The sequence below is a fragment of the Pseudomonas sp. OF001 genome (assembly GCF_904426495.1).
Classification (GTDB): domain Bacteria; phylum Pseudomonadota; class Gammaproteobacteria; order Pseudomonadales; family Pseudomonadaceae; genus Geopseudomonas.
On record NZ_CAJGBM010000003.1, the window covers coordinates 1 to 22763 of the forward strand.

The 22763-nt window shown below is 71.7% G+C and carries 17 protein-coding genes; 11 read left to right on the forward strand and 6 right to left on the reverse strand.

Features of this window, described 5'->3' with window-relative positions; genetic code table 11:
- From RA210_RS02970 to RA210_RS03000, 7 genes are all read left to right on the forward strand, one after another.
- Positions 1-127 (forward strand): aldehyde dehydrogenase family protein (locus RA210_RS02970; protein ID WP_201485342.1); only part of this gene is annotated, 127 nt, incomplete at its 5' end.
- Between the two features lie 74 nt (positions 128-201).
- The gene (gene eat, locus RA210_RS02975) at positions 202-1650 is read left to right on the forward strand and encodes an ethanolamine permease (protein WP_201485343.1); all 1449 of its coding nucleotides are present in this window, start codon (positions 202-204) and stop codon (positions 1648-1650) included.
- A 55-nt stretch (positions 1651-1705) separates the two neighbouring features.
- Entirely contained in the window at positions 1706-3103 is a 1398-nt protein-coding gene (locus RA210_RS02980) for an ethanolamine ammonia-lyase subunit EutB (protein WP_201485344.1), read from the forward strand.
- A gap of 108 nt (positions 3104-3211) precedes the next feature.
- Positions 3212-4021 carry an ethanolamine ammonia-lyase subunit EutC gene (eutC, locus tag RA210_RS02985; RefSeq protein ID WP_201485345.1) on the forward strand — a complete coding sequence of 270 codons (810 nt, stop codon included), beginning with the start codon at positions 3212-3214 and terminating at the stop codon, positions 4019-4021.
- A 105-nt stretch (positions 4022-4126) separates the two neighbouring features.
- Positions 4127-4504: a DUF2946 family protein gene (locus RA210_RS02990; protein WP_201485346.1), complete on the forward strand. Its 378-nt coding sequence runs from the start codon at positions 4127-4129 to the stop codon at positions 4502-4504.
- A 234-nt stretch (positions 4505-4738) separates the two neighbouring features.
- Positions 4739-6766, forward strand: a complete 2028-nt coding sequence (locus tag RA210_RS02995) for a TonB-dependent receptor family protein (protein WP_201485347.1) — start codon at positions 4739-4741, stop codon at positions 6764-6766.
- Positions 6763-8208, forward strand: a complete 1446-nt coding sequence (locus RA210_RS03000) for a PepSY domain-containing protein (protein WP_236574609.1) — start codon at positions 6763-6765, stop codon at positions 8206-8208. Before RA210_RS02995 ends, RA210_RS03000 begins: the two co-directional genes overlap by 4 nt.
- Before the next feature lie 41 nt (positions 8209-8249).
- Here RA210_RS03000 and RA210_RS03005 read toward each other — a convergent pair whose 3' ends face one another.
- Genes RA210_RS03005 through RA210_RS03015 form a run of 3 tightly spaced genes read right to left on the reverse strand, consistent with a single transcriptional unit; the run spans position 8250 to position 13492 of the window.
- The gene (locus tag RA210_RS03005; protein ID WP_201485348.1) at positions 8250-10154 is read right to left on the reverse strand and encodes a potassium transporter Kup; all 1905 of its coding nucleotides are present in this window, start codon (positions 10152-10154) and stop codon (positions 8250-8252) included.
- Positions 10147-10860: a response regulator gene (locus RA210_RS03010; protein WP_201485349.1), complete on the reverse strand. Its 714-nt coding sequence runs from the start codon at positions 10858-10860 to the stop codon at positions 10147-10149. Before RA210_RS03010 ends, RA210_RS03005 begins: the two co-directional genes overlap by 8 nt.
- Before the next feature lie 4 nt (positions 10861-10864).
- Positions 10865-13492: a sensor histidine kinase gene (locus tag RA210_RS03015; RefSeq protein WP_201485416.1), complete on the reverse strand. Its 2628-nt coding sequence runs from the start codon at positions 13490-13492 to the stop codon at positions 10865-10867.
- Between the two features lie 280 nt (positions 13493-13772).
- On the opposite strand from RA210_RS03015, the gene RA210_RS03020 reads away from it, so the two are divergent.
- The 3 genes from RA210_RS03020 to RA210_RS03030 all read left to right on the forward strand — a co-directional run bounded on the left by RA210_RS03020 (position 13773) and on the right by RA210_RS03030 (position 17249).
- On the forward strand, positions 13773-14480 hold the full coding sequence (locus RA210_RS03020) for a cupin domain-containing protein (RefSeq protein ID WP_201485350.1): 708 nt from the start codon (positions 13773-13775) through the stop codon (positions 14478-14480).
- A 76-nt stretch (positions 14481-14556) separates the two neighbouring features.
- Positions 14557-15747: a sodium/glutamate symporter gene (gene gltS, locus RA210_RS03025; protein ID WP_201485351.1), complete on the forward strand. Its 1191-nt coding sequence runs from the start codon at positions 14557-14559 to the stop codon at positions 15745-15747.
- Positions 15748-15749: 2 nt separating this feature from the next.
- Complete coding sequence (locus RA210_RS03030; RefSeq protein WP_201485352.1) at positions 15750-17249, forward strand: TAXI family TRAP transporter solute-binding subunit; 1500 nt, start codon at positions 15750-15752, stop codon at positions 17247-17249.
- Between the two features lie 218 nt (positions 17250-17467).
- Here the strand turns inward: RA210_RS03030 and RA210_RS03035 are convergent, their stop codons facing one another.
- From RA210_RS03035 to RA210_RS03045, 3 genes are all read right to left on the reverse strand, one after another.
- Positions 17468-18334 carry a DUF2279 domain-containing protein gene (locus tag RA210_RS03035; protein ID WP_201485353.1) on the reverse strand — a complete coding sequence of 289 codons (867 nt, stop codon included), beginning with the start codon at positions 18332-18334 and terminating at the stop codon, positions 17468-17470.
- A 164-nt stretch (positions 18335-18498) separates the two neighbouring features.
- On the reverse strand, positions 18499-19176 hold the full coding sequence (locus RA210_RS03040; RefSeq protein ID WP_201485354.1) for a DUF4197 domain-containing protein: 678 nt from the start codon (positions 19174-19176) through the stop codon (positions 18499-18501).
- Between the two features lie 70 nt (positions 19177-19246).
- On the reverse strand, positions 19247-21730 hold the full coding sequence (locus RA210_RS03045; RefSeq protein ID WP_201485355.1) for a heavy metal translocating P-type ATPase: 2484 nt from the start codon (positions 21728-21730) through the stop codon (positions 19247-19249).
- A gap of 263 nt (positions 21731-21993) precedes the next feature.
- On the opposite strand from RA210_RS03045, the gene RA210_RS03050 reads away from it, so the two are divergent.
- Positions 21994-22731 (forward strand): HPP family protein, encoded by a 738-nt coding sequence (locus RA210_RS03050; protein WP_136488773.1) that lies wholly within the window; start codon positions 21994-21996, stop codon positions 22729-22731.
- Positions 22732-22763: the final 32 nt, after the last annotated feature.

Sequence of the window (22763 nt, forward strand, 5' to 3'; positions counted from 1 at the left end):
CGCCGCCTTCGGTGGCTACAAGAAGTCCGGCGTGGGCCGCGAGACCCACAAGATGATGCTCGACCACTACCAGCAGACCAAGAACCTGCTGGTCAGCTACGACATCAAGCCGCTGGGCTTCTTCTGATCTGCCATAAATGATTCCATCCACATGACGCCACCCCTGTCTCGGCAGGGGTGGCGGGGAAAGGGGCCTTGCGCATGTCCACTCAACAATCCCACATCGTTTCCCACGCCCAGGGCGTGGAAACCGAAAGCGTCGATGCCGACTACTTCGCCCACCGCCAGCTCAAGCAGGGCGCGGCCGGCTGGGTGCTGCTGGTCGGCCTCGGCGTCGCCTACGTGATCTCCGGCGACTACGCCGGCTGGAACTTCGGTCTGGCCCAGGGCGGCTGGGGCGGCATGTTCGTCGCCACCCTGCTGATGGCCACCATGTACCTGTGCAAGTGCTTCTCGCTGGCCGAGCTGTCGTCGATGATCCCCACCGCCGGCGGCGGCTACGGCTTCACCCGCACCGCCTTCGGCCCCTGGGGCGGCTTCCTCACCGGCACGGCGATCCTCATCGAGTACGCCATCGCCCCGGCGGCCATCGCCTGCTTCATCGGCGCCTACTGCGAGTCGCTGTTCGGCGTCGGCGGCTGGATGGTCTACCTGGCCTTCTACGTGGTGTTCATCGGCATCCATGTGCTCGGTGCCGGCGAGGCGCTCAAGCTGATGTTCGCCATCACCGCGGTGGCGGCCATCGCCCTCGGCGTGTTCATCGTGGCGATGGTGCCGCACTTCGAGGCGGCCAACCTGTTCGACATCCCGGTCGGCGAGGCCGCCGGCGCCAGCGCCTTCCTGCCGTTCGGCTACGTCGGCATCTGGGCGGCGATTCCCTACGCCATGTGGTTCTTCCTCGCCGTCGAGGGCGTGCCGCTGGCCGCCGAGGAAACCAAGAATCCCAAGCGCGACCTGCCGCGCGGGCTGATCGGCGCCATGCTGGTGCTGCTCACCTTCGCCGGGCTGATCCTGCTGGTCGGCCCCGGTGCCGCCGGCGCCAAGGCGCTGATGGGTTCCGGCAACCCGCTGGTCGAGGCGCTGGAGGCGGCCTACCAGGGTTCGACCTGGATGAGCCAGTTCGTCAACCTGGTCGGCCTGGCCGGGCTGATCGCCAGCTTCTTCTCGATCATCTACGCCTATTCGCGGCAGATCTTCGCCCTGTCGCGCGCCGGCTACCTGCCGCGCAGCCTCTCGGTGACCAACCGCAACAAGGCGCCGGTGGCCGCGCTGGTGGTGCCGGGGATCATCGGCTTCGGCCTGTCGCTGACCGGCCAGGGCGACCTGCTGATCCTGGTGGCGGTGTTCGGCGCGACCCTGTCCTACGTGCTGATGATGGCCGCGCACATCACCCTGCGCCTGCGTCGTCCGGAGATGCCGCGCCCGTACCGCACGCCCGGCGGCATCGTCACCTCGGCGGTGGCCCTGCTGCTGGCGGCGGTGGCGCTGGTCGCCGGTTTCCTGGTCGACCCGCGGGTGGTGATCGGCGCCGCGGCGATCTATGCCTTGTTCATCGCCTACTTCGCCCTGTACAGCCGCCACCACCTGGTGTCCGGCACGCCGGAGGAAGAATTCGCGGCGATCCAGGCCGCCGAGAAAGCCCTGCGCTAACGCTTGAAGGAGACGGCGGCCGCCAGCCGGCGGTCGCCGCGAGGAGAACCAACAGATGGCTCAATTCGTCCACACCGTCGGCGGCCAGACCTGGCGCTTCGACAGCCTGCGCGAGCTGATGGCCAAGGCCACCCCGGCACGTTCCGGCGACTACCTGGCCGGCGTCGCCGCGAGCAGCGCCGCCGAGCGGGTGGCCGCGCAGATGGCGCTGGCCGAGGTGCCGCTCAAGCACTTCCTGATCGAGGCGCTGATCCCCTACGAGGCCGACGAGGTCACCCGGCTGATCATCGACACGCACGACGTGATCGCCTTCGCGCCGGTCAGCCACCTGACCGTCGGCGGCCTGCGCGACTGGCTGCTCGGCGAGCAAGCCGACGAGGCCGCGCTGGCCGCGCTGGCGCCGGGGCTGACCCCGGAGATGGCCGCCGCGGTGTCGAAGATCATGCGCGTGCAGGACCTGATCCTGGTGGCGCAGAAGATCCGCGTGGTCACCCGCTTTCGCAACACCCTGGGCCTGCGCGGGCGGATGTCCACCCGCCTGCAGCCCAACCACCCGACCGACGATCCGGCCGGCATCGCCGCCAGCACCCTCGACGGCCTGCTCTACGGCAACGGCGACGCGATGATCGGCATCAACCCGGCCACCGACAGCATGGGTTCGATCTGCACCCTGCTGGAGATGCTCGACGCGGTGATCCAGCGCTACGAGATCCCCACCCAGTCCTGCGTGCTGACCCATGTCACCAGCTCGATCGCCGCCATCGAGCGCGGTGCGCCGCTCGACCTGGTGTTCCAGTCGATCGCCGGCACCGAGGCGGCCAACGCCAGTTTCGGCATCAACCTGAAGGTGCTGCAGGAGGGCTACGAGGCTGGCCTCAGCCTCAAGCGCGGCACCCTCGGCAGCAACCTGATGTACTTCGAGACCGGCCAGGGCAGCGCGCTGTCGGCCAACGCCCACCACGGCGTCGACCAGCAGACCTGCGAGACCCGCGCCTACGCGGTGGCGCGCCACTTCAAGCCGTTCCTGGTCAACACCGTGGTCGGCTTCATCGGCCCCGAATACCTGTACAACGGCAAGCAGATCATCCGCGCCGGCCTCGAGGACCACTTCTGCGGCAAGCTGCTCGGCGTGCCGATGGGCTGCGACATCTGCTACACCAACCATGCCGAGGCCGACCAGGACGACATGGACATGCTGCTGACCCTGCTCGGCGCGGCGGGGATCAACTTCATCATGGGCATCCCCGGCTCCGACGACGTGATGCTCAACTACCAGACCACCTCGTTCCACGACGCGCTCTACGCCCGCCAGGTGCTCGGCCTGCGCGCCGCGCCGGAGTTCGAGGAGTGGCTGGCGCGCATGGGCATCCTGCACCAGCAGGGCGGCCGCGTACGCCTGGGCGACGAGCTGCCGCCGGCGTTTCGCCAGGCGCTGGCGCAGCTCGGTCCCTGACCGTTCCATGCCCGTAGGGGCGAATTCATTCGCCATGCCACCCGTCAAGGCGAATAAATTCGCCCCTACAGGTGGACTACCCAATACAACGGCACCCGGAGGTTTCCGATGCCCGAAAAATCCCCCGCCACCGAAAACCCCTGGCAGCAGCTGCGTGGCCTGACCCCGGCGCGCATCGCCCTCGGCCGCGCCGGCACCAGCCTGCCGACTGCCGCGCAGCTGGACTTCCAGTTCGCCCACGCCCAGGCGCGCGACGCCGTGCATACCCCGCTCGACGTCGCGGCGCTGGGCGAATCGCTCGGCTCGCTCGGTCTCGACTGCCTGCACCTGCGCAGCGCCGCCAGGGACCGCGACACCTACCTGCAGCGCCCCGACCTCGGTCGGCGCCTGCACGCCGACTCCGCGCAGCTCCTGCGCGAGCACGCCGCCACGCATGGCGGCGGCTGCGATCTGGCCATCGTCATCGCCGACGGCCTGTCCGCGCTGGCAGTGCAGCGCCACAGCCTGCCATTCCTCGACCGCCTGCTCGAGCAGGTGCACGCCGAGGGCTGGACGCTGGCGCCGGTGTGCCTGGTCGAGCAGGGGCGGGTGGCGGTGGCCGACGAGGTCGGCGAGCTGCTCGGCGCGCGGATGACGGTGATCCTGATCGGCGAGCGCCCGGGGCTCAGCTCGCCGGACAGCCTCGGCCTGTACTTCACCTACGGGCCGAAGATCGGCCTCACCGATGCCTACCGCAACTGCATCTCCAACGTGCGCCTGGAGGGCCTCAGCTACGGCATGGCCGCCTTCCGCCTGCTGTACCTGATGCGCGAGGCCTGCCGCCGCCAGCTCTCCGGCGTCGATCTCAAGGACGAGGCCGAGGTGCCGAGCCTGGACGGCGGCGGCCGGGGCAACTTCCTGCTGCAAGGCGGGCGCTGAGGTTCCGGGTGCGGCGCCTTGTCGCATTCGCCGGTTTCGCCGAGCTCCGGATAATCGCGCGCCGCCAGCGCGCTGCGACTGGCCCGCCGGGCTATTCTGGAACTCATGAAACTCTCGCCGACCGACCGCATGCTGACCGCCTGGGTGCTGTACTGCAGCCTCCTGCTGGGCGTGTTCGCCTGCAGCCTGGGCCACGGGCAGATGGCCGGCCTCAAGCTCAACGGTCTCGGCGGCGCCTTCTGTTCGCTGCAGGACAATGCCGGCCCGACGCTGGACAGCGGTTTCAGCGACCCCGCGCCCGGCGACGCGCTCGGCGTCTTCGGCTGCTCCTGCTGCAGCTCCTTCGTCCTCGTCGTACTGCCCCTGCTGTTCGCCCTCGGCCAGTGGCTGCGGCCGCAGCGCCACTGGCTGCGCCCGGCGAGCCGCGACGAACGACCCGCACCCCGTCACACCTGGCCCCCGGCCAATCCCCGCGCGCCCTGATCTCCGCGCACAGACGCCACCGTTTCCCCTGCGGACCAGCCTCGGGCGGACCAGCCTCGGGCTGAGCCGCGGCGGGCCTGTGCGCCGTCTGTGCCGCCGCCCTGCAAGTCCTTGCCCAGCTTGACCGCCTTGCCCCGGCCGGGGAGTGCCGGCGCGCGGATGATCCGCCGCCCGCTCGCCGGGGAAGGCCACGCAAGTCCATGGAACCAGAAGAACAAGCATCAGGAGATCGCCATGCGCCATTATCCCATTCCGAGTCTGCTCGCCCTCGCCATTGCACTGGCCTCGACCGCCCATGCCGAGGAAACCCGGCCCGAGGAAGTCGAGCTGCAGCCCATCGTCATCAGCAAGGGCCGGAAGACCGACCCGACCGCGCCCACGCTGACGGAAAAGCGCGTCGAGTTCGCGCAGATTCCCGGCGGCGCCACGGTCGTCGACGCCGAGACCTACAAGAGCGGGCGCAGCAGCACCCTGCAGGACGCCCTGGGCCTGGCCCCCGGGGTGTTCGTCCAGCCGCGCTTCGGCGCCGAGGAGGCGCGCCTGTCGATCCGCGGCTCCGGCCTGCAGCGCACCTTCCATGGCCGCGGCCTGCTGCTGATGCAGGACGGCGCGCCGGTCAATCTGGCCGACGGCAGCTTCGACTTCCAGACCATCGAGCCGCTGGCCACCGACCACATCGAGGTGCTGCGCGGCGCCAACGCCTGGCGCTACGGTGCGGCCAACCTCGGCGGCGCGATCAACTTCGTCGCCCCCACCGGGCAGACGGCCGCGCCGCTCGACCTGCGCGTCGAGGGTGGCAGCTTCGGCTATCGCCGGCTGTTCGGCGCCGTGGCCGAGGACTTCGGCGATGCCGACGCCTACCTGAGCGTCAACGACTACGCCCAGGACGGCTTCCGCGACCACGCCCGCCAGGACAACCGGCGCTACTTCGCCAACCTCGGCGGGCAGATCAGCGAGCGCCTGGCCACCCGCTTCTACCTGACCCATGTGGAAACCGACTCGGAGCTGCCCGGCAGCCTGACCAGGGCGCAGATGCGCCGCAATCCGGAGCAGGCCGCGGCGGGCAACATCAGCGGCGACCAGCGTCGTGACTTCACCCTCGACCGGATCGGCAACATCAGCACCTTGCAGCTGGGCAACGGCCACCGTCTGGAGCTGGCCAGCTACTACAGCGAGAAGTCGCTGCTGCACCCGATCTTCCAGGTGCTGGATATCGATAGCGAGGACTACGGTCTGCGCCTGAGCCACAAGTGGGCGAGCGGCGACGGCTGGCGCTGGATCGGCGGCATCGAGGCCAGCCACGGGCGCAACCGGGACTCGCGCTACCTCAACGTCGGCGGCCACAAGGGCAGCAAGGTCAACGAACTGCAGCAGACCGCGCGCAACCTGAACGCCTTCGCCGAGCTGGAGGTGCCGCTGGCCGAGCGCTGGGCGCTGATCGGCGGGGTCGCCTGGCTGCACCAGCAGCGCGAGGTGGACGACCGCCTGGTCGCCGCGCGCGACGAGTCGTTTGATGCCACCTACGTCGGCCGCATCGCTCGCCTCGGCCTGCGCCACGACCTGAGTGCGGATGTGCAGCTGTTCACCAACCTCAGCCAGAGCTACGAGCCGCCGACCTTCAGCGAGCTGACCGGCGGCCAGGTGGTGACCCACAACGACGCGCAGCGCGCCAACACCTGGGAAGCCGGCCTGCGCTGGGCGCGCGGCGACCTCGACCTGGACCTGGCGGTCTACCGCAGCGAGATCCGCGACGAGCTGCTGGCGCTCAACGACGGCAACGGCCAGCCGCTGGGCACGGTCAACGCCGAGCGCACCATCCACCAGGGCATCGAGCTGGGCGGCGCCTGGACGCTCGGCGAGTTCGTCCTGCGCGGCCAGTACCTGTTCAACGACTTCCGCTTCGACGACGACGCCGTCTACGGCGACAACCGCCTGGCCGGCGCGCCGCGCCAGTTCGTCAAGGGCGAGGCGCTGTGGCAGCAGGGCGGCTGGTACGCCGGGCCGACCTTCGAGTGGGTGCCGACGCACTACAACGTCGACCAGGCAGAAAGCCTGTACGCCGACAGCTACGCGATCTGGGGCCTGAAGGGCGGCTACCGGGCGGGCGAGGGCTGGGGCTTCTTCGTCGAGGGCCGCAACCTCTCCGACAAGACCTATGCCGCCACCACCGGGGTGATCGCCGACGCCCGTGGCCAGGACAGCGCGCAGTTCCTCCCCGGCGACGGCCGCAGCCTGTACGTCGGCCTGGAGTGGCGGCTGTGACCGCCGCGCAGGGGATCGGCCGCAGGCTGCGGCCGAGCTGGCGCCAGCGCGTGCTACGGCTCTTGCCGTGGCACCGGCGCCTGGCGCTGCTGGCCTGTCTCGGTGTGCTCGGCTGGGCCGCCAGTGGCGTGCTGCACCCGCTGATGAGCAACCTGCAGCCGCGCCCGGCGGTGTTCCTACCGCCGGCAGACCTGTTGCCGCTGCAGGGGCTGCAGGCACCGGCCACGGTGCTCGGCGCGGCGGGCCTCGGCGAAGTGCAGGCCCTGCGCCTGCTGGTGCTGGATGGCGAACCCTACTATCAGGCGCGCCTGCCCGGCGCCGCCGAGCCGCGCTACTGGCACGCGCGCAGCGGGGCGCCGGCCGATCTGCTGGCCCGCCATGCCGAGCGCCTGGCGCAGCACTATCTGGGGACGACCGAGCCGCTGCGCTATGCCGGCAGCCTGAGCGGGTTCGACGGCGAGTACGCCTTCGTCAACCGCCTGCTGCCGGTGGCGCGGGTGGATACGGCGCGCGAGGATGGCCTGCGTCTGTATCTGGATCTCTACCAGGACCGCCTCGGCACCCTGGTGGACGAGCGCAAGGCCTGGTTCGGCCGGCTGTTCCAGGCCGTGCACAGCTTCCGCTGGCTGGACGGCGCCGGCCTGCTGCGCCCGCTGCTGATGAGCCTGCTGCTGGCGGCGCTGCTGGCCACGGCGGCGCTGGGCGTCGCGCTGTTCCTCGCCCGCCCGCGGCAGTCCCGCGCGCCGTGGCGGCGGCGGGCGCACGGCTGGCTCGGCCTGCTGCTGGCGCTGGTCACCGGCAGCTTCGCGGTCAGCGGCGGCTGGCATCTGTGGCACAAGGTCAACGCGGTGCCGCTGCCGGCGCCGTTCCAGCCGAGCTACCCGGTCGCCGGGCTGGACGCGGCGCCGCAGGCAGGCTGGCCGGACTACGGCGCGGGCGCGCGCCGGCTCGATCTGGTGCTGCTGGACGGGGCGCCGGCCTGGCGGCTGGAGCAGTTGTCCGCCGACGGCATGGTTGGCGTGCGCTACCTGAGCGGTGCGGGACAGGCGCTGGATGACGGCGCTGCGCGCCGCTACGGCGAGCAGCGCCTCGGCCACTACGCCGCAGCGCTGGGCCTCGGCCAGCCGCAGGCGGTCGAGGTGCAGGAGCGCTTCGACCACGACTACGGCTTCGTCTTCAAGCGCCTGCCGGTGCTCAGGGCCCGCTATGCCGACGGAGCGCGCACCGCGCTGTACGTCGATCCGCTCGACGGCGCGCTGGCGGCGCGGGTGGCCGACGGCGACCGCGCCGAAGGCTGGAGCTTCGCCTACCTGCACAAGTGGGAGGTGCTGGGGCGCTTCGGCAAGCCGGCCAAGGACGTTCTGGTCAGCGGCCTGGCGTTGGCCCATCTGCTGCTGGCCGGGCTCGGCCTGTGGCTGCTGCGCCGGCGCCGGCCCGGCTGAGGGGGCGGACCTGCCGCGCCGTGCGGCGCGGCAGGTCGCCGTCAGATCTCCACCTGGGTGCCCAGCTCGATCACCCGGTTCACCGGCAGCTTGAAGTAGCGCATGCTGCTGTTGGAGTTGCGCTGCTGGAAGGCGAACAGCTTCTCGCGCCAGTTGGCCATGCCGATGCGCTTGCTGGGGATCACGGTTTCCCGGCTGAGGAAGTAGGTGGTGCGCATCGGGCTGAAATCCAGGCCATCGCGGCGCAGCTGGCGCAGGGCGGCGGGCACGTCGGGCTCCTCCATGAAGCCGAAGTGCAGGATGATGCGGAAGAAGCCCTCGCCGTAGCTGTCCACCTCGAAGCGGCGATCCTCGGGCAGCCGCGGGCTGTCCTCGGTGACCACGGTGAGCAATATCACCTGCTCGTGCAGCACCTGGTTGTGCAGCAGGTTATGCAGCAGGGCATGCGGCACGGCGTCCGGCCGCGCGGTGAGGAACACCGCGGTGCCGTCGACCCGGTGCGGCGGCTGCAGGCAGATGCTGTCGATGAACACCGGCAGCGGCAGGGCGGTTTCGTCCAGGCGCGCGAACAGCAACTTCTTGCCGCTCTTCCAGGTGGTCATCAGGGTGAACAGGGCGATACCGGCCAGTACGGGGAAGGCGCCGCCCTGGAAGATCTTGGCGATGTTGGCGGAAAAGAACAGGCTGTCGACCAGCAGGAAGCCGAGCAGCAGCGGGATCGCCAGCCCGCGCGGGACTCGCCACAGCATCAGCATCACTGCCGCCACCAGCAGCGTGGTGATCAGCATGGTGCCGGTCACCGCCACGCCGTAGGCGGCGGCCAGCGCGCCGGAGCTTTCGAAGCCGACCACCAGCAGCACCACGCCGACCATCAGCGCCCAGTTCACCACGCCGATGTAGATCTGTCCCTGCTCGGCATGGGAAGTGTGCTGGATCTGCATGCGCGGCACATAGCCGAGCTGGATGGCCTGCTGGGTCAGCGAGAAGGCCCCGGAAATCACCGCCTGCGAGGCGATGATGGTGGCCAGGGTGGCCAGGGCGACCATCGGCAGCAGCGCCCACTCCGGTGCCAGCAGGTAGAAGGGGTTGCGTGCCGCCTCGGGGGTTCCCAGCAGCAGTGCGCCCTGGCCGAAGTAGTTGAGCACCAGCCCCGGCAGCACCAGGGCGAACCAGGCGCGGGCGATCGGCTTGCGGCCGAAGTGGCCCATGTCGGCGTACAGCGCTTCGGCGCCGGTCAGTGCCAGCACCACGGCGCCGAGGATGGCCACGCCGATGCCCGGGTGGGCGAGGAAGAAGTTCAGTGCCCACCAGGGATTGAGCGCCTGCAGCACCTCGGGGTTGCGGCTGATGCCGTACACCCCCAGCGCTCCGAGCACCAAGAACCAGGCCACCATCACCGGGCCGAACAGGATGCCGATGCGCGCGGTGCCGTGCTTCTGGATCAGGAACAGGCCGACCAGTACCGCGACCGACAGGGGAATCACCCAATGGCTGACGCCCTCGTAGGCGATTTCCAGGCCTTCGATGGCTGACAGTACCGAAATCGCCGGAGTGATCATGCTGTCGCCATAGAACAGCGCGGCACCGAACAGGCCGAGTAGCACCAGACCCGAACTCAGCCGTGGATGCGCCGCCGTCGCCCGGCGGGCCAGCGCGGTCAGCGCCATCACTCCGCCTTCGCCGTCGTTGTCGGCGCGCAGGATGAACAGCACGTACTTGAGCGACACCACCCACAGCAGCGACCAGAAGATCAGCGAGAGGATGCCGAGCACGCCGTCGTGGTTGACCTGCACGCCGTAGTGGCCGGCGAACACTTCCTTCAACGTATACAGCGGGCTGGTGCCGATGTCGCCGTAGACCACGCCGGTGGCGGCGACCAGCAGGCCGAGTTGCGAGGACGGCGCGTGCGGCTGCTCGTGGCTGGCGGGCAGGGTGGTGTCAGGCATGGAACGGCTCCGGGGGATGTTCGCGCAGCCGGTAGCCGATGCCGGCCTCGGTGACGATGAATTGCGGTGCGGCGGGGTCGTCGCCGAGCTTCTGGCGCAGGTGTCCGACCACCACGCGCAGGTAGTGGCTGTCCTCGAGGTGGGTCGGCCCCCAGATGTCCCTGAGCAACTGCTGCTGGGTGACCACCCGGCCCGGCTGGCGGGCGAGGGCGGCCAGCACGGCGTACTCCTTGGGCGTCAGGGCGATTTCCTGCCCGTGCAGGCTGACCCGCCGGGCGCCGGCGTCGATCTGCAGCGCCCCGCAGTGCACCGGGCCGGCGACCTGCCCGGCGAGCAGCGGCGGGCGCAGCAGCACGCGCACCCGGGCGAGGAATTCCGGGATGCTGAACGGCTTGGTCACGTAGTCGTTGGCACCGCCGTCCAGGCACAGCACCTTCTCGCTGTCGCCGGCGCGTACCGACAGCACCAGCACCGGCATCGGCGACCAGCGGCGCAGCTCGTCCAGCACCTCCTTGCCGTCCATGTCCGGCAGGCCGAGGTCGAGCACCAGCAGGTCGGGGTGGGCCTCGGCGGCCAGCGCCAGGCCCGCGCGGCCGCTGCCGGCCTCGAGCACCCGGTAGCCCTGGGCGGCCAGGCTGATGCGCAGGATCATGCGGATCTGCGCCTCGTCGTCGATGATCAGGATGCTCTGTTGTGTTCCCGGCATGCCGTCACCCCTCCCCATCGGCCTCGCCCGGCTGCGCCTGCCGCGGCAGGTGCAGGCACAGGGTCGCGCCGCGCCCGTCCAGGCCGTCGCCCACCGTCACTGCACCGCCGTGGGCGCCGAGGATGCCCTGGCAGATCGCCAGCCCCAGGCCGGTGCCCTTGCCGCCGCGGTCGCCGCGCGCCGCGGTGTAGAACATGTCGAAGATCCTGTCCCGCTCGTCCGGCGGAATCCCCGGCCCCTCGTCGCTGACCGCGAGGCGCAGCTCGTGGGCGTCGGCCTCCACCGTCAGGCGCAGGCGGCCGCCTTGCGGCGAGAAGCGCGCGGCGTTCTCCAGCACGTTGACCAGCGCCTGCTCGATCAGCGCGGCGTGCACGTGCAGCAGCGGCAGCTCGTCGGCCAGCACGGTCTCCAGGCGCAGCGGCGCGAGCACCGGGTGCAGGCGCTGCAGCGCGCTGGCGACGATGTCGGCCGGCGCCACCCAGTCGCGCTCCAGCTTGAGGTCGCCGTGGCCCAGGCGGGTCATGTCGAGCAGGTTCTGGATGTAGCGGTCGAGCCGCTCGGCCTCGTTGCGCGTGCCTTCCAGCAGCTCGCGGCGATCCGCCGCGCCGATCTGCTCGCCGAGGGTGAGCAGGCTGTCGATGGCGCCGTGCATCACGGTCAGCGGCGTGCGCAGGTCGTGGGACACCGAGGCGAGCAGGGCGCTGCGCAGCTGCTCGGTCTCCGTCTGCAGGCGCGCCGCCTCCAGTTCCCGCGCCAGCTGCACGCGGGCCAGGGCCTGGGCCAGCGGCTGGCCGAGGGCGGCCAGCAGGCGCCGGCGCGCGGCCGGCACGGCGCCGCCGGCCTTCGCCCGCACGCCGAGCAGGGCCAGCGGTCCCGCATGGCTGGACAGCGGCAGCCACCACCAGCGTCCGCCGGCCAGGGTGTGGGTGCCCAGGCCGCTCGGCTGGTCGTGGCGCCAGGCCCATTCGGCGGCATTCCGCTCCTGCTCGTCGAGGCGGGCCGCGCTGCCGGCCTCGGTCTGCAGCGCGCCGCTGCCGCTGCGCCCGAGCAGGCAGAACTCGAGGTCGCGCCAGCCGGCGAGCTGCTGCAGGGCGGCGTCGAGCACCGCCTGGCGCTCGGTGGCGGCGCCGAGCTTGCGCGACAGTTCGAGCAGCGTGGCGGTTTCCGCCTGGGCATCGCGCAGGGCGTCCATCTGCCGGCGCTGGCGCGCGGCCAGGTTGCCGGTGAGCACCGCCATCACCAGGAAGAACAGCAGGGTGAGGATGTCCTCCTGGCGGTGGATGGTCAGCGAGAAGGTCGGCGAGATGAACAGGATGTCGTAGGCGATGAACGACAGCGCCGCGCACAGCAGCGCCGGGCCCAGGCTGCTGCGCACGCCGACCAGCAGCACGCCGAGCAGGAACACCAGGGAGATGTTCGGCAGCGCCAGCACGTGGGAGACGCTCCAGGCCGCCGCCGTGGCGAGCAGGGTGGCCAGCGCGGCGAGCAGGTAGTCGGTCAGGCGCCCCGCCCGTGGCAGCGGCGCGCTCGGCGACGGCTCGCCGCCGGTGTTGAGGATGCTGATCTCCAGGTTGCGGCCCAGGCGCAGCAGACGGCCGACCACGCCGCGGGAGAAGCCGGGGCGCAGCAGCCAGGGCCGGCTGGGGCCGACCAGCAGCACGTTGGCGCGGCGCTCGACGGCGTGCTGCACCAGGGTGCCGACGACATCGCCGGCACGCAGGTTGACCACCTCGCCGCCGAGGTTCTCGGCCAGCTGCTGGGCCGCCTGCAGCTGGCGGCGCGCGGTCTCGTCGAGCACCGCGCCGGTGTCCACATGCACCAGGCTCCACGGCAGCTGGCGGCGCTGCGCCAGACGGCAGGCATGGCGCACCAGATGCTCGGCCAGCGCGTTGCCGTCGACTGCGACCAGCAGGCGGCCGAGCACGGCCGGCGCTTCCTGGCCGTGCTGGCGGTAGCAGCGCTGCAGGTCGGCGTCGACGCGGCTGGCGGCGAACTGCAGGGCCAGCTCGCGCAGCGCGGTGAGGCGCTCCAGGCTGGCGAGGCTGTCCGGCAGGCGGGCCTCGCCGTGCTGCAGGCGCTCCAGCAGCTCGCGCGGCGGGCGGTCGACCAGCACCAGTTCGTCGGCCTCCAGCAGCAGCCAGTCGGGCAGCGTCTCGTGCACCTGCAGGCCGGTGAGTTCGCGCACCTGGCTGCTGAGGCTTTCCACGTGCTGGACATCGAGCGTGGCGTACACGTCGATGCCGGCGGCGAGCAGCTCCTGCACGTCCTGCCAGCGCCGGGCATGGCGGCTGCCGGGGGGATTGCCTTGGGCGAGGTCGTCGATCAGGGTCAGCGCCGGCGGGGCGGCCAGCAGGCCGTCGAGGTCCAGCGTGGCGCGCTGGGCGCCGTCGCGCTGCGGCGGCTGCTGCGGCAGGCTGGCGAGCAGGGCCGCGCTCTCGGCGTCACGGGGGACGACCAGCCCGGCGCGCAGGGCGATGCCGCTGCGCAGTTGCGCCTGGGCGTCCTGCAGCATGGCCAGGGTCTGGCCCGCCCCCGGGGCGCCGAGGAACACCTTGAGGCGGCCGGCCTGGCCGCGTCCTTCCCGGCCGGGCGGGTTGCCGGCCCGGCTGGCGGTCGCGCCGCTGTCGTTCATCGCAAGACCATCGCTGGAAGTCATGGGGAAATCGCTGCCTGTACAAGGGGAGCCCGGCAGGAGCGATTTTCCTCTGCCCGGCAGCGGCAGGGCGTAAAGAATCAGTAAAAACGCCGGGGCTCAGCCGCCGAGCAGCTCGCGGCCCGTCCAGTCTAGACCGCGGGCGGGCGCGCGGCCGAGCGGTGGTCGCCGCGGGGCGGCGGCGGACGTATGATGGACATCCGACCCGGCGCACGGGGTGCGCCGCGGGTGCCCCGGGGCCTGTCTTGAGGTGGCGGCGATGAACCTGAATGACGATTTCGAACAGCGTGTGGTGCTGCACACCGCCACCGCGCGTTGGCAGGACTCGCCGCAGCCAGGCGTGCAGCGCATCCCGCTGGATCGCGTCGGCGACGAGGTGGCGCGCGCCACCAGCCTGGTGCGCTTCGCCGCCGGCAGCCACTTCCCCGCCCATGTGCATGGTGGCGGCGAGGAGATCCTCGTGCTGGCCGGGGTGTTCAGCGACGAAAGCGGCGACTATCCGGCCGGCTGCTACCTGCGCAACCCGCCGGGCAGCCGGCACGCGCCGGCCTCGGTCGAGGGCTGCACCCTGCTGGTCAAGCTCTGGCAGTTCGCCCCGGACGACCAGGCCAGCGTCAGCCTCGATACCCGACGCCTGCCCTGGCAGCGCAGCGCGGTCGATGGCCTGGCCGAACTGGCGCTGCACGAGCATGGCGGCGTGCGCACCGCCCTGCAGCGCCTGGAGCCCGGCACGGAGTGTCCGCAGCAGTGCTTCCCGGGCGGCGAAGAGCTGTTCGTGCTGTTCGGCCAGCTGAGCGACGAGGCCGGCGACTACCCGGCCGGCACCTGGCTGCGCAATCCGCGTGGCAGCTGCGTGCGGCGCCATTCCCGCGAGGGCGCGGTGGTCTTCGTCAAGACCGGGCATGTCGGCGCGCCGACCTGCTGGGATGTGGCGGGCAAGGAGCTGTCTTCGACTATCCTCTCCTGAGGGCGCTTGCGCGCCGTCCCGCCTCGACCGGTGCGCGCCATCGGTCGTTGCCCGTTCTTGGCGGAGGAGCACCGAAGTGACCCTGCAACCCCTGGAAACCCTGCTGGTCGCGGTGCTGGCGCTGCTGCTCGGCCGCCTGGTCAACCGCCTGATCCCGGTACTGTCCCACTACAACATTCCCGACCCGATCACCGGCGGGTTGCTGTTCGCCATCGGCCTGACCCTGTTCGGCCACCTCGCCGCCTTCCAGCCGCAGTTCGACACGGTGATGAAGCCCGGCCTGCTGCTGGCCTTCTTCGCCGCGGTGGGGCTGTCGGCCAACCTCGGCATGCTCAGGCAGGGCGGCAGGCGCCTGGTGCAGTTCGTCATCGTGATGATTCCCTTCCTGTTCCTGCAGAACATCCTCGGCCTGCTGATCGCCTTGGGGCTGGACATGCACCCCCTGATGGGACTGGTCGGCGGCACCATAACCCTGGTCGGCGGACATGGCACCGGCGCGGCCTACGCCGAGCGCTTCGCCGAGGTGAACAACCTGCAGTCGATCATGGAACTGTCGATGACCGCGCCCACGCTCGGTCTGGTGTTCGGCGGCATCGTCGGCGGTCCGCTGGCCCAGTGGCTGATCCGTCGCCACCGGCTGGCCGGCGGCGCACATGACCACGCGACCGAGGCGGACGGCGGCTCAGCCGAGGCGCCGGTGAACCTCGCCAACTTTCTCGGTGTGCTGGCCGCCACGCTGCTGGCGCTGGTCGGCGGGCAGCAACTGGCCGCCTGGGTCGGCGAGGGCACGGTGACCGTGCCGGGGTTTCTCTGGTGCCTGCTGCTCGGCGTGGCGATCCGCAACCTGGCGCCGTTGCTGGGGCTGCGCCTCAACGACGGGGCGATCGACCTGATGGCGTCGCTGACCCTGTCGCTGTTCCTGGTGATGACCATGATGGCCCTGGACCTCGCCCAGGTGGTCGGCCTGGCCGGCCCGCTGCTGCTCATGGTGGTCGCCCAGACCGTGCTGGCCGTGCTCTACGGCGCCTGGGTGGTGTACCGCCTCGTCGGCCGCGACTACGAGAGCGCGGTGCTCTCGGCGTCCTTCTGCGGCTTTGCCATCGGCTCCACCGCCACCGCGATGGCCAACATCCAGGCCATCACCCGCAAGCACGGGGCGGCGCCGCAGGCCATGGTGGTCACGCCGCTGGTCGGCGCCTTCCTCATCGATCTGCTCAACGCCCTGGTGCTGACCGGATTCCTGACGCTGCCGTGGATGGGGGGCTGATCATGTTGCGCACCTTGCTGGTCGTCGTGCTGGCCCTGCTGCTGGGCGCCTGTTCGCGCGGCCCCGACCAGGCGACGCTGGAGGGCGACCTGCAGCGACGCCTGACCCAGGCGTTCGGCGAGGGCGTCCTGGGTATCGCCGAGCTGCAGCGGCGCGGCTCGGCCAGCGATGCCAAGGCGCCGCCCGAGGAAACGCGCGTGGTGGTGTATTTCGACAGCGAGCTGGAGCTGCTGCGCGACCAGGATTTCGGTTCCTGGGAGTCGCCCGGGGTGGCCAGCCTGATCAGCGCCCTCGGCGCCGGGCCGCGCGGGCTGTCCGGCGTGCAGAGCGGCGGCAACCGCCGAGGCGACCGGCTCAAGGCGCACGGCAGCCTGATCTACCGGCAGGTCGAGGGCGGCTGGCAGGTTGTGGTGCCGCAGGGCTTCAGCGCGCCGCGCGCCCCGCAGCCCGGCGAGGGCGGCACCGGCTCGCCCGACGAGCTGCTGATCGCCGCGGTCGGCACCGCCCTGAAACTCTCGCCCACCGGCGCAGGCGTGAGCGAGCGGCAGATCATCCGCGACGAGATGCAGCGCTCGCTGGCCAGCATCCAGGGACGACTGAGCCGCCTGCACCACGGCTATCCGCTGGCCGGCGGTCCCGCCGGCGGACAGTACGCACGCTTCGCCGTGGCCCTGGGCAGCCTGCTCGGGGAGCGGGGCCTGCACGTCGTGCCGTTGACCACCGAGGGCGGGGTGGCCAACCTGCGCATGCTGCGCCGCGGCGATGTCGTGCTGGCCCTGTCGCAGAGCGACGCGGTGCACTACGCCAGCACCGGCAGCGGCCCCTTCGCCGGGGAAGGTCCGTACAGCCAGCTGCGCACCCTGGCCAGCCTCTACCCGGAGCCGCTCCATGTGCTGGTGCGCGGCGCCGGGCCGATCCGCGCCATCGCCGGCCTGCGCGGCCAGCGCGTCAACCTCGGCCAGCCGGGCTCGGCCTCGCGGGACACCGCGCTGGCGGTGCTGGCGGCCCACGGCCTGGCGCCGGCGGATCTCGGCGAGGCGACCAGTCTCGACCTGCAGCAGGCCCTGGCGGCGATGCGCGACGGCCGCCTGGACGCGCTGATCCAGGTGATAGGCGCGCCGGCCGACCAGATCCGCGCCGCCAGCGAGTCGCTCGACCTGCGCCTGCTGCCGCTCGACGCTGAGGCCGTCCGCCAGCTGGTGACCAGCCGCCCGGGCACCTTCGCCATGTCGTTGGCTGCCGGCAGCTATCCCCGCCAGCCGGCCCCTGTCGCCACCCTGGCGGTGAGCAGCCTGCTGCTGTGCGACCAGCAGTTCAGTGCCGCGGAGGCCGAGCAGTTGGTGCGGGCGCTGTTCGCCCCGAGCAATCGCTGGCTGGCGTGGGGCAGCATCCAGGGCGAGCAGCTGTCGCCTGCCAACGCCCGGCGAGCCCTCACCGTGCCCCTGCACGAGGGGGCGCTGCGCGCCCTCGACGCTGGCCCGGCAGGCGCCGAGGCGCGCTAGCTAGGCCTGGGGCGTCGCCCGGACAGCAAAAAGCCCGCCGATGGCGGGCTTCTCACTGGGGCGCTGGTCCTTCAGCTGGTTCGATAGTGCAGGGGCCGAGGTGAAAAAAGCGTGAAGAGCCCGGGGCGCTCCGCCGCCGCCGACCGGCGGCCAGGTGCAGCGGTCGCCGAGCGTGCGCCATGCCCGCAAGCGGGGGCGTGGTGGCAGGCCCGTCGTCTCTACGGTGGCAGCGGCAGAGCGGTGCCGGGGATCTGCAGGTACTCGAACAGCCGTTGCGTGGATGGCGAGGCGCCCAGGGTGTCGAGCAGCAGGGACAGGTCGATGCCGACGCCGATGAAGGGATACCGCTCGGTGTCGTCGAAGAACTCCCGGTCGTCGTCGCCATAGCCGCGGGTGCCATAGCCCACCAGCAGGTCGAAATGCCTGAGCGCCGAGTCGCGCGCACCCCAGGCGCGCAGCGTGAAGGCGAGCATCCAGCGCGAGCCGGAGTAGTCGGTGGTGAGGTCGCTGTGCTGGCCGTGGCGCACGGCGGGCGACGGGAAGTACTCCCAGCGGAACTGCACGCGCTCGCGCCAGCCGGCATGGCGCTGGCGCAGATACTCCAGGCCCACGCCGGCCAGGTTGGCGACCTGGTCTTCCCAGCTGAAGCCATGCTCGGGCGAGAAACCGTCGCCCAGTTCCACTGCGCTGGTCAGCAGCAGGCCGCTGAACGCGCCGAGGCGTGCCGCCTGGGCCTCGTCGTAGCCCCAGCGGCGATAGAGGCCGGCGGTGAGCGCGGTGGCCACCGCGCCCGTGTAGGCGTGGCCGAGCTTGTCGGCGCCGCCGTAGTCGGTGTGGCTGCCGAACCAGCCCTCGCTTGAGCTGCGGAACGAGGTTTCGCCCCAGTCCCATTTGGCGAAGCCGTAGGCCGTGACGCCGGCGACGATGCCCAAGTTGAGCGCCTGGGCCTTGCGTTCGCGGCTCCACCCGTGCGCGGTGCGCTCGCCGCTGTCGTCGGGCGGCGTGGCCTGGGCTGCGAGCGACGAGGTGGCGAGCGCGCCGAGCAGGCAGGCCAGCAGGCGAGGCGGTGTGGACGATGCAGGCAACTCGGTGCCTCCCCGTTGGGCAGGATGCGGCTGGCGCGGCTGCGCCAGGTCCTCCAAGCGTAGTCGCGGTGTCGGCGGCGCGGCACAGCCCGGACGGCAGGAAGCCCGCACGGGGCGGGCTTCCTGTGGGTTTCCTGCGGGAGCGGCGCGTCGGCTGGCGCGGGTCAGAGCACGCCGAACACCTTCTTGGCCAGGCTGGTGGCGGCGCCGGCCGGATTCTGGCGGATGCCGGCTTCCTGCTCGGCGATCACCTCGAACAGGCCGTCGAGGGCCTGCTCGGTGACGTAGCCCTCGAGGTTGGCGCTCTTGGCGTCCAGCACGCCGAAATTGGCGGCGCTGCCGGCGAAGGCGTTGTACTGCTGGGCCAGGCCGACCTTGTCGGTGGCCTGCTTGACGATAGGCAGGAAGCGCGCGCGGATCTGCTCGCGGCTGGTGCGGCTGAGGTACTGGGTGGCGGCGTCCTGCGGGCCGGCGAGGATGCCCTTGGCGTCGCTGATGGTCATCTTCTTCACCGCATCCAGCAGCAGCGCCTGAGCCTCGGGCACCGCGGCCTCGGCAGCCTTGTTCATGGTCAGTTCGAGCTGCTCGACCTGGGTGCCCATGCCCATCATCTTCATGGTCTTGGCCACCTTGCCGAGGTTGCCCGGCAGGCCGATGCGCACGTCGGGATCGTTGCTGAAGCCGCCGGGCTTGCCGAGCTGCTGCACGGCGATCCGCGCGCCCTGGCTGAGGGCGTCCTTGAGGCCGCCGCTGGCGTCCTGCTGGGTGAGGTCGGCGAGGGACAGGGCGAGGGCGTTGGCGCTGAGCGCGAGGCCGGCGAGCAGGGTGGCGATACGGCGCATGGGGGCGATCCTTGGCTGGTGAGTGTTCTTCATCCTAGCAGCTCGGCGAGCCGTCACGCTGCGACCGCCGCTACAGCGCCGGCGGTCGGAAACGCTTGAGGCGCAGGGCGTTGCCCAGCACGAACACGCTGGACAGCGCCATGGCGCCGGCGGCGAAGACCGGCGACAGCAGCATGCCGTTGAAGGGGTAGAGCAGACCGGCGGCCAGCGGGATCAGCGCGGTGTTGTAGGCGAAGGCCCAGAACAGGTTCTGGCGGATGTTGCCGAGGGTCGCCCGCGACAGGGCTATGGCACCCGGCACGCCGCGCAGGTCGCCGGACATCAGCACCACGTCGGCCGCCTCGATGGCCACGTCGGTGCCGCTGCCGATGGCCAGGCCGACGTCGGCGGCGGCCAGTGCCGGAGCGTCGTTGATGCCGTCGCCGACGAAGGCCAACTGGCCGTGGGCGGCCCTGAGGCGCTCGACCGCGGCGACCTTGCCGTCCGGCAGCACCTCGGCGATCACCTCGTCGATGCCGAGCGTCCGGGCGATGGCCTCGGCGGTGCGGCGGTTGTCGCCGGTGATCATCGCCACCCTGAGGCCCAGGCTGTGCAGCGCGCGGATCGCCTCGGGGGTGCCGTCCTTGATGGGGTCGGCCACCGCCAGCATGGCCGCCAGGCGGCCGTCGATGGCGGCGTACAGCGGGGTCCTGGCCTGGTCGGCCAGGCGCTGCGCCGCGGCGGAGAAGATGGCGACGTCCAGGCCCAGTTGCGCCATGAAGCGGTCGGCGCCGATCTCCACGCGCACGCCGTCCACCGTGGCGCGCACGCCGTGGCCGGTGACTGCCTCGAAGTTCTCCAGGCGGCCGAGCGGCAGGCCCTCCGCCTGCGCCGCGGCGACGATGGCGCGGGCGATGGGGTGCTCGGACCTGTCCTCGACCGTGGCGAGCGCGGCCAGCACGGACTCGCGGCTGAAGCCTTCGGCGGGCAGCAGGTCGGTCAGTGCCGGCTTGCCGCGGGTCAGGGTGCCGGTCTTGTCCAGCGCCACCACGCGGGCGTTCCTGAGCGACTGCAGGGCGGTGCCCTGGCGGAACAGCACGCCCAGCTCGGCGGCGCGGCCGGTGCCGACCATGATCGAGGTGGGCGTGGCCAGGCCCATGGCGCACGGGCAGGCGACGATCAGCACGGCCACCGCGTTGACCAGGGCGAAGGTCAGTGCCGGCGCCGGGCCGAACAGCAGCCAGGCGACGAAGGTCAGCAGGGCGGCGAGCATCACCGCCGGCACGAACCACAGGGTGACGCGGTCGACCAGCGCCTGGATCGGCAGCTTGGCGCCCTGGGCCTGCTCGACCAGGCGGATGATCTGCGCCAGCACGCTGTCGCCGCCGATGCGCGTGGTGCGCAGGGTCAGCGCGCCGTTCTGGTTTACGGTGCCGCCGACCAGCGCGGCGCCGGGTGCCTTGGCCACCGGCAGCGGCTCGCCGGTGATCATCGACTCGTCGACGAAGCTGTCGCCCTCGACCACCTCGCCGTCCACCGGCACCCGCTCGCCGGGGCGCACCTCGACCAGGTCGCCGACGCGCACCGCGTCGATGGCCACTTCCAGGGCCTGGCCGTCGCGGCGCACCCTGGCGGTGCGCGGCTGCAGGCCGATCAGCCGGCGGATCGCCTCCGAAGTGCGCCCCCTGGCGCGTGCCTCGAGGAAGCGGCCGAGCAGGATCAGGCTGACGATCACCGCCGCCGCCTCGTAGTAGACGTGCACGGTGCCGGCCGGCAGCAGGCCCGGGGCGAGGGTGGCGACCAGCGAGAACAGCCAGGCGGCGCTGGTGCCGACCGCCACCAGCGAGTTCATGTCCGGCGCGCCGCGCAGCAGCGCCGGCACGCCGAGGCGGAAGAAGCGCCGGCCGGGGCCGAACAGCACCGCCGTGGTGAGCAGGCCCTGCACCAGCCAGTTGGCCTGCTGGCCGAGGGTGGCGAGGATCCAGTGGTGCAGGGCGGGGATCAGGTGCGCGCCCATCTCCAGCACGAACACCGGCAGGGTGAGTACGGCGGCGAGCAGCAGCGAGCGCCGCAGTTCGGCCAGCTCGGCCGCGCGGCGCGTCTCCTCGGCGTCGGCCTGGGCACCGGCGGCGGCCAGCGGCTCGGCGGCGTAGCCGGCGCGCTCGATGGCGGCGACCAGCGCGCCGACCGGCACGCCACGCAGCACGCGCACCTGGGCGCGCTCGCTGGCCAGGTTGACGTGCGCCTCGGTCACCCCGGGCACCCTGCCCAGCACGCGCTCGACCCGCGCCACGCAGGAGGCGCAGGTCATGCCGCGCACGTCCAGCTCGACGGTTTCCTCGGCCACCGCGTAGCCGGCCTGCTGCACGGCGGCGATGGCGGCGGCGACGTCGGGGGCGCCGGCGAAGCTGACCTCGGCGCGTGCGGTGGCCAGGTTGACGCTGGCGTCCGTCACCCCGGGCAGCTTGCGCAGGGCGCGCTCGACGCGGCCGACGCAGGAGGCGCAGGTCATGCCGTCGATGCTCAGGGTGAGCGGCGGCGGACCGTCCTGGCGGAGGGGGGCGGGCGTGTTCATGGGGGCTCCTGATCCGGCTGAGGCATGCCGCCACCTTAGGGCTTCCAATGGTGGCAAGGTCAAGCCCCGGCACCGGCCGCGCCCATCAATCAATAAAATTGCACCGATGCTGCAGGATTATTCGTTTGTTCCGGCCCTCGGGGGCGGACAGACTGTATCCGCCCTGTGCGCCGGACGAAGCCGGCAGCGCGCATGCCCCGCCAGAGGGAAGCCGCTGCGGTGGACGGTGGCGGGGCGAACAACCTTGTCCCTCCGGAACTGCCATGACTCCTGCCAGACAACTCGTTGCGCGGGTTGCCCGCCTTCTCCCGCCCGCCCTGCACACCCACCCCCTCGAATGGACGCGCGCCGCGCTCGGCGCCGGGCTCGGCGTACTGCTGCCCCTGCTGCTGTGCGGTGCCCTGTTCGGCCGCGAGCTGGCCCTGAGCATGCTCGGCCCGCTCGGCGCCTCGGCGGTACTGCTGTTCGCGGTATCGTCCGGGGCGCTGTCGCAGCCCTGGTCGATCCTCGGCAGCTACCTGTGCGCGGCGCTGGTGGCGACCGCGGTCGGCCTGCTGCACCTGCCGGTCCTGGCCACGGCGTTGCTGGCCCTCGGTGGCACCCTGCTGACGATGTGCGCGCTGCGCTGCCTGCATCCGCCGGGTGCGGCGCTGGCGCTGTGCCTGGTGCAGGGACATCCGCAGGTGTCCGCGCTGGGCTTCGGCATACTGGCGCCGGTGCTGCTGGCGGCCGTGGGCCTGCTCGTCTGCGCGCTGCTGTTCAACAACCTGACCGGCGTGCGCTACCCCAAGGCAGCCAGCGCGGAGCCGGTATCGCTCGCCGTGTCGCCGCCCGAGATCCAGGCCGGAATCACTGCCGCCGACCTGCAACAGGCCCTGAAGGAGTTCGGTGAGTTCGTCGACGTGACGGCGGAGGATCTCGAGGAGATCGTCCGGCGCAGCGAGCGCCATGCCCGCCAGCGCAGCATGGCCGAGGTGTTCGCCGAGCGCGAACCGGGCTGAGCGAGCGGAACCGGGTGTTGCCGGGCGGCGGG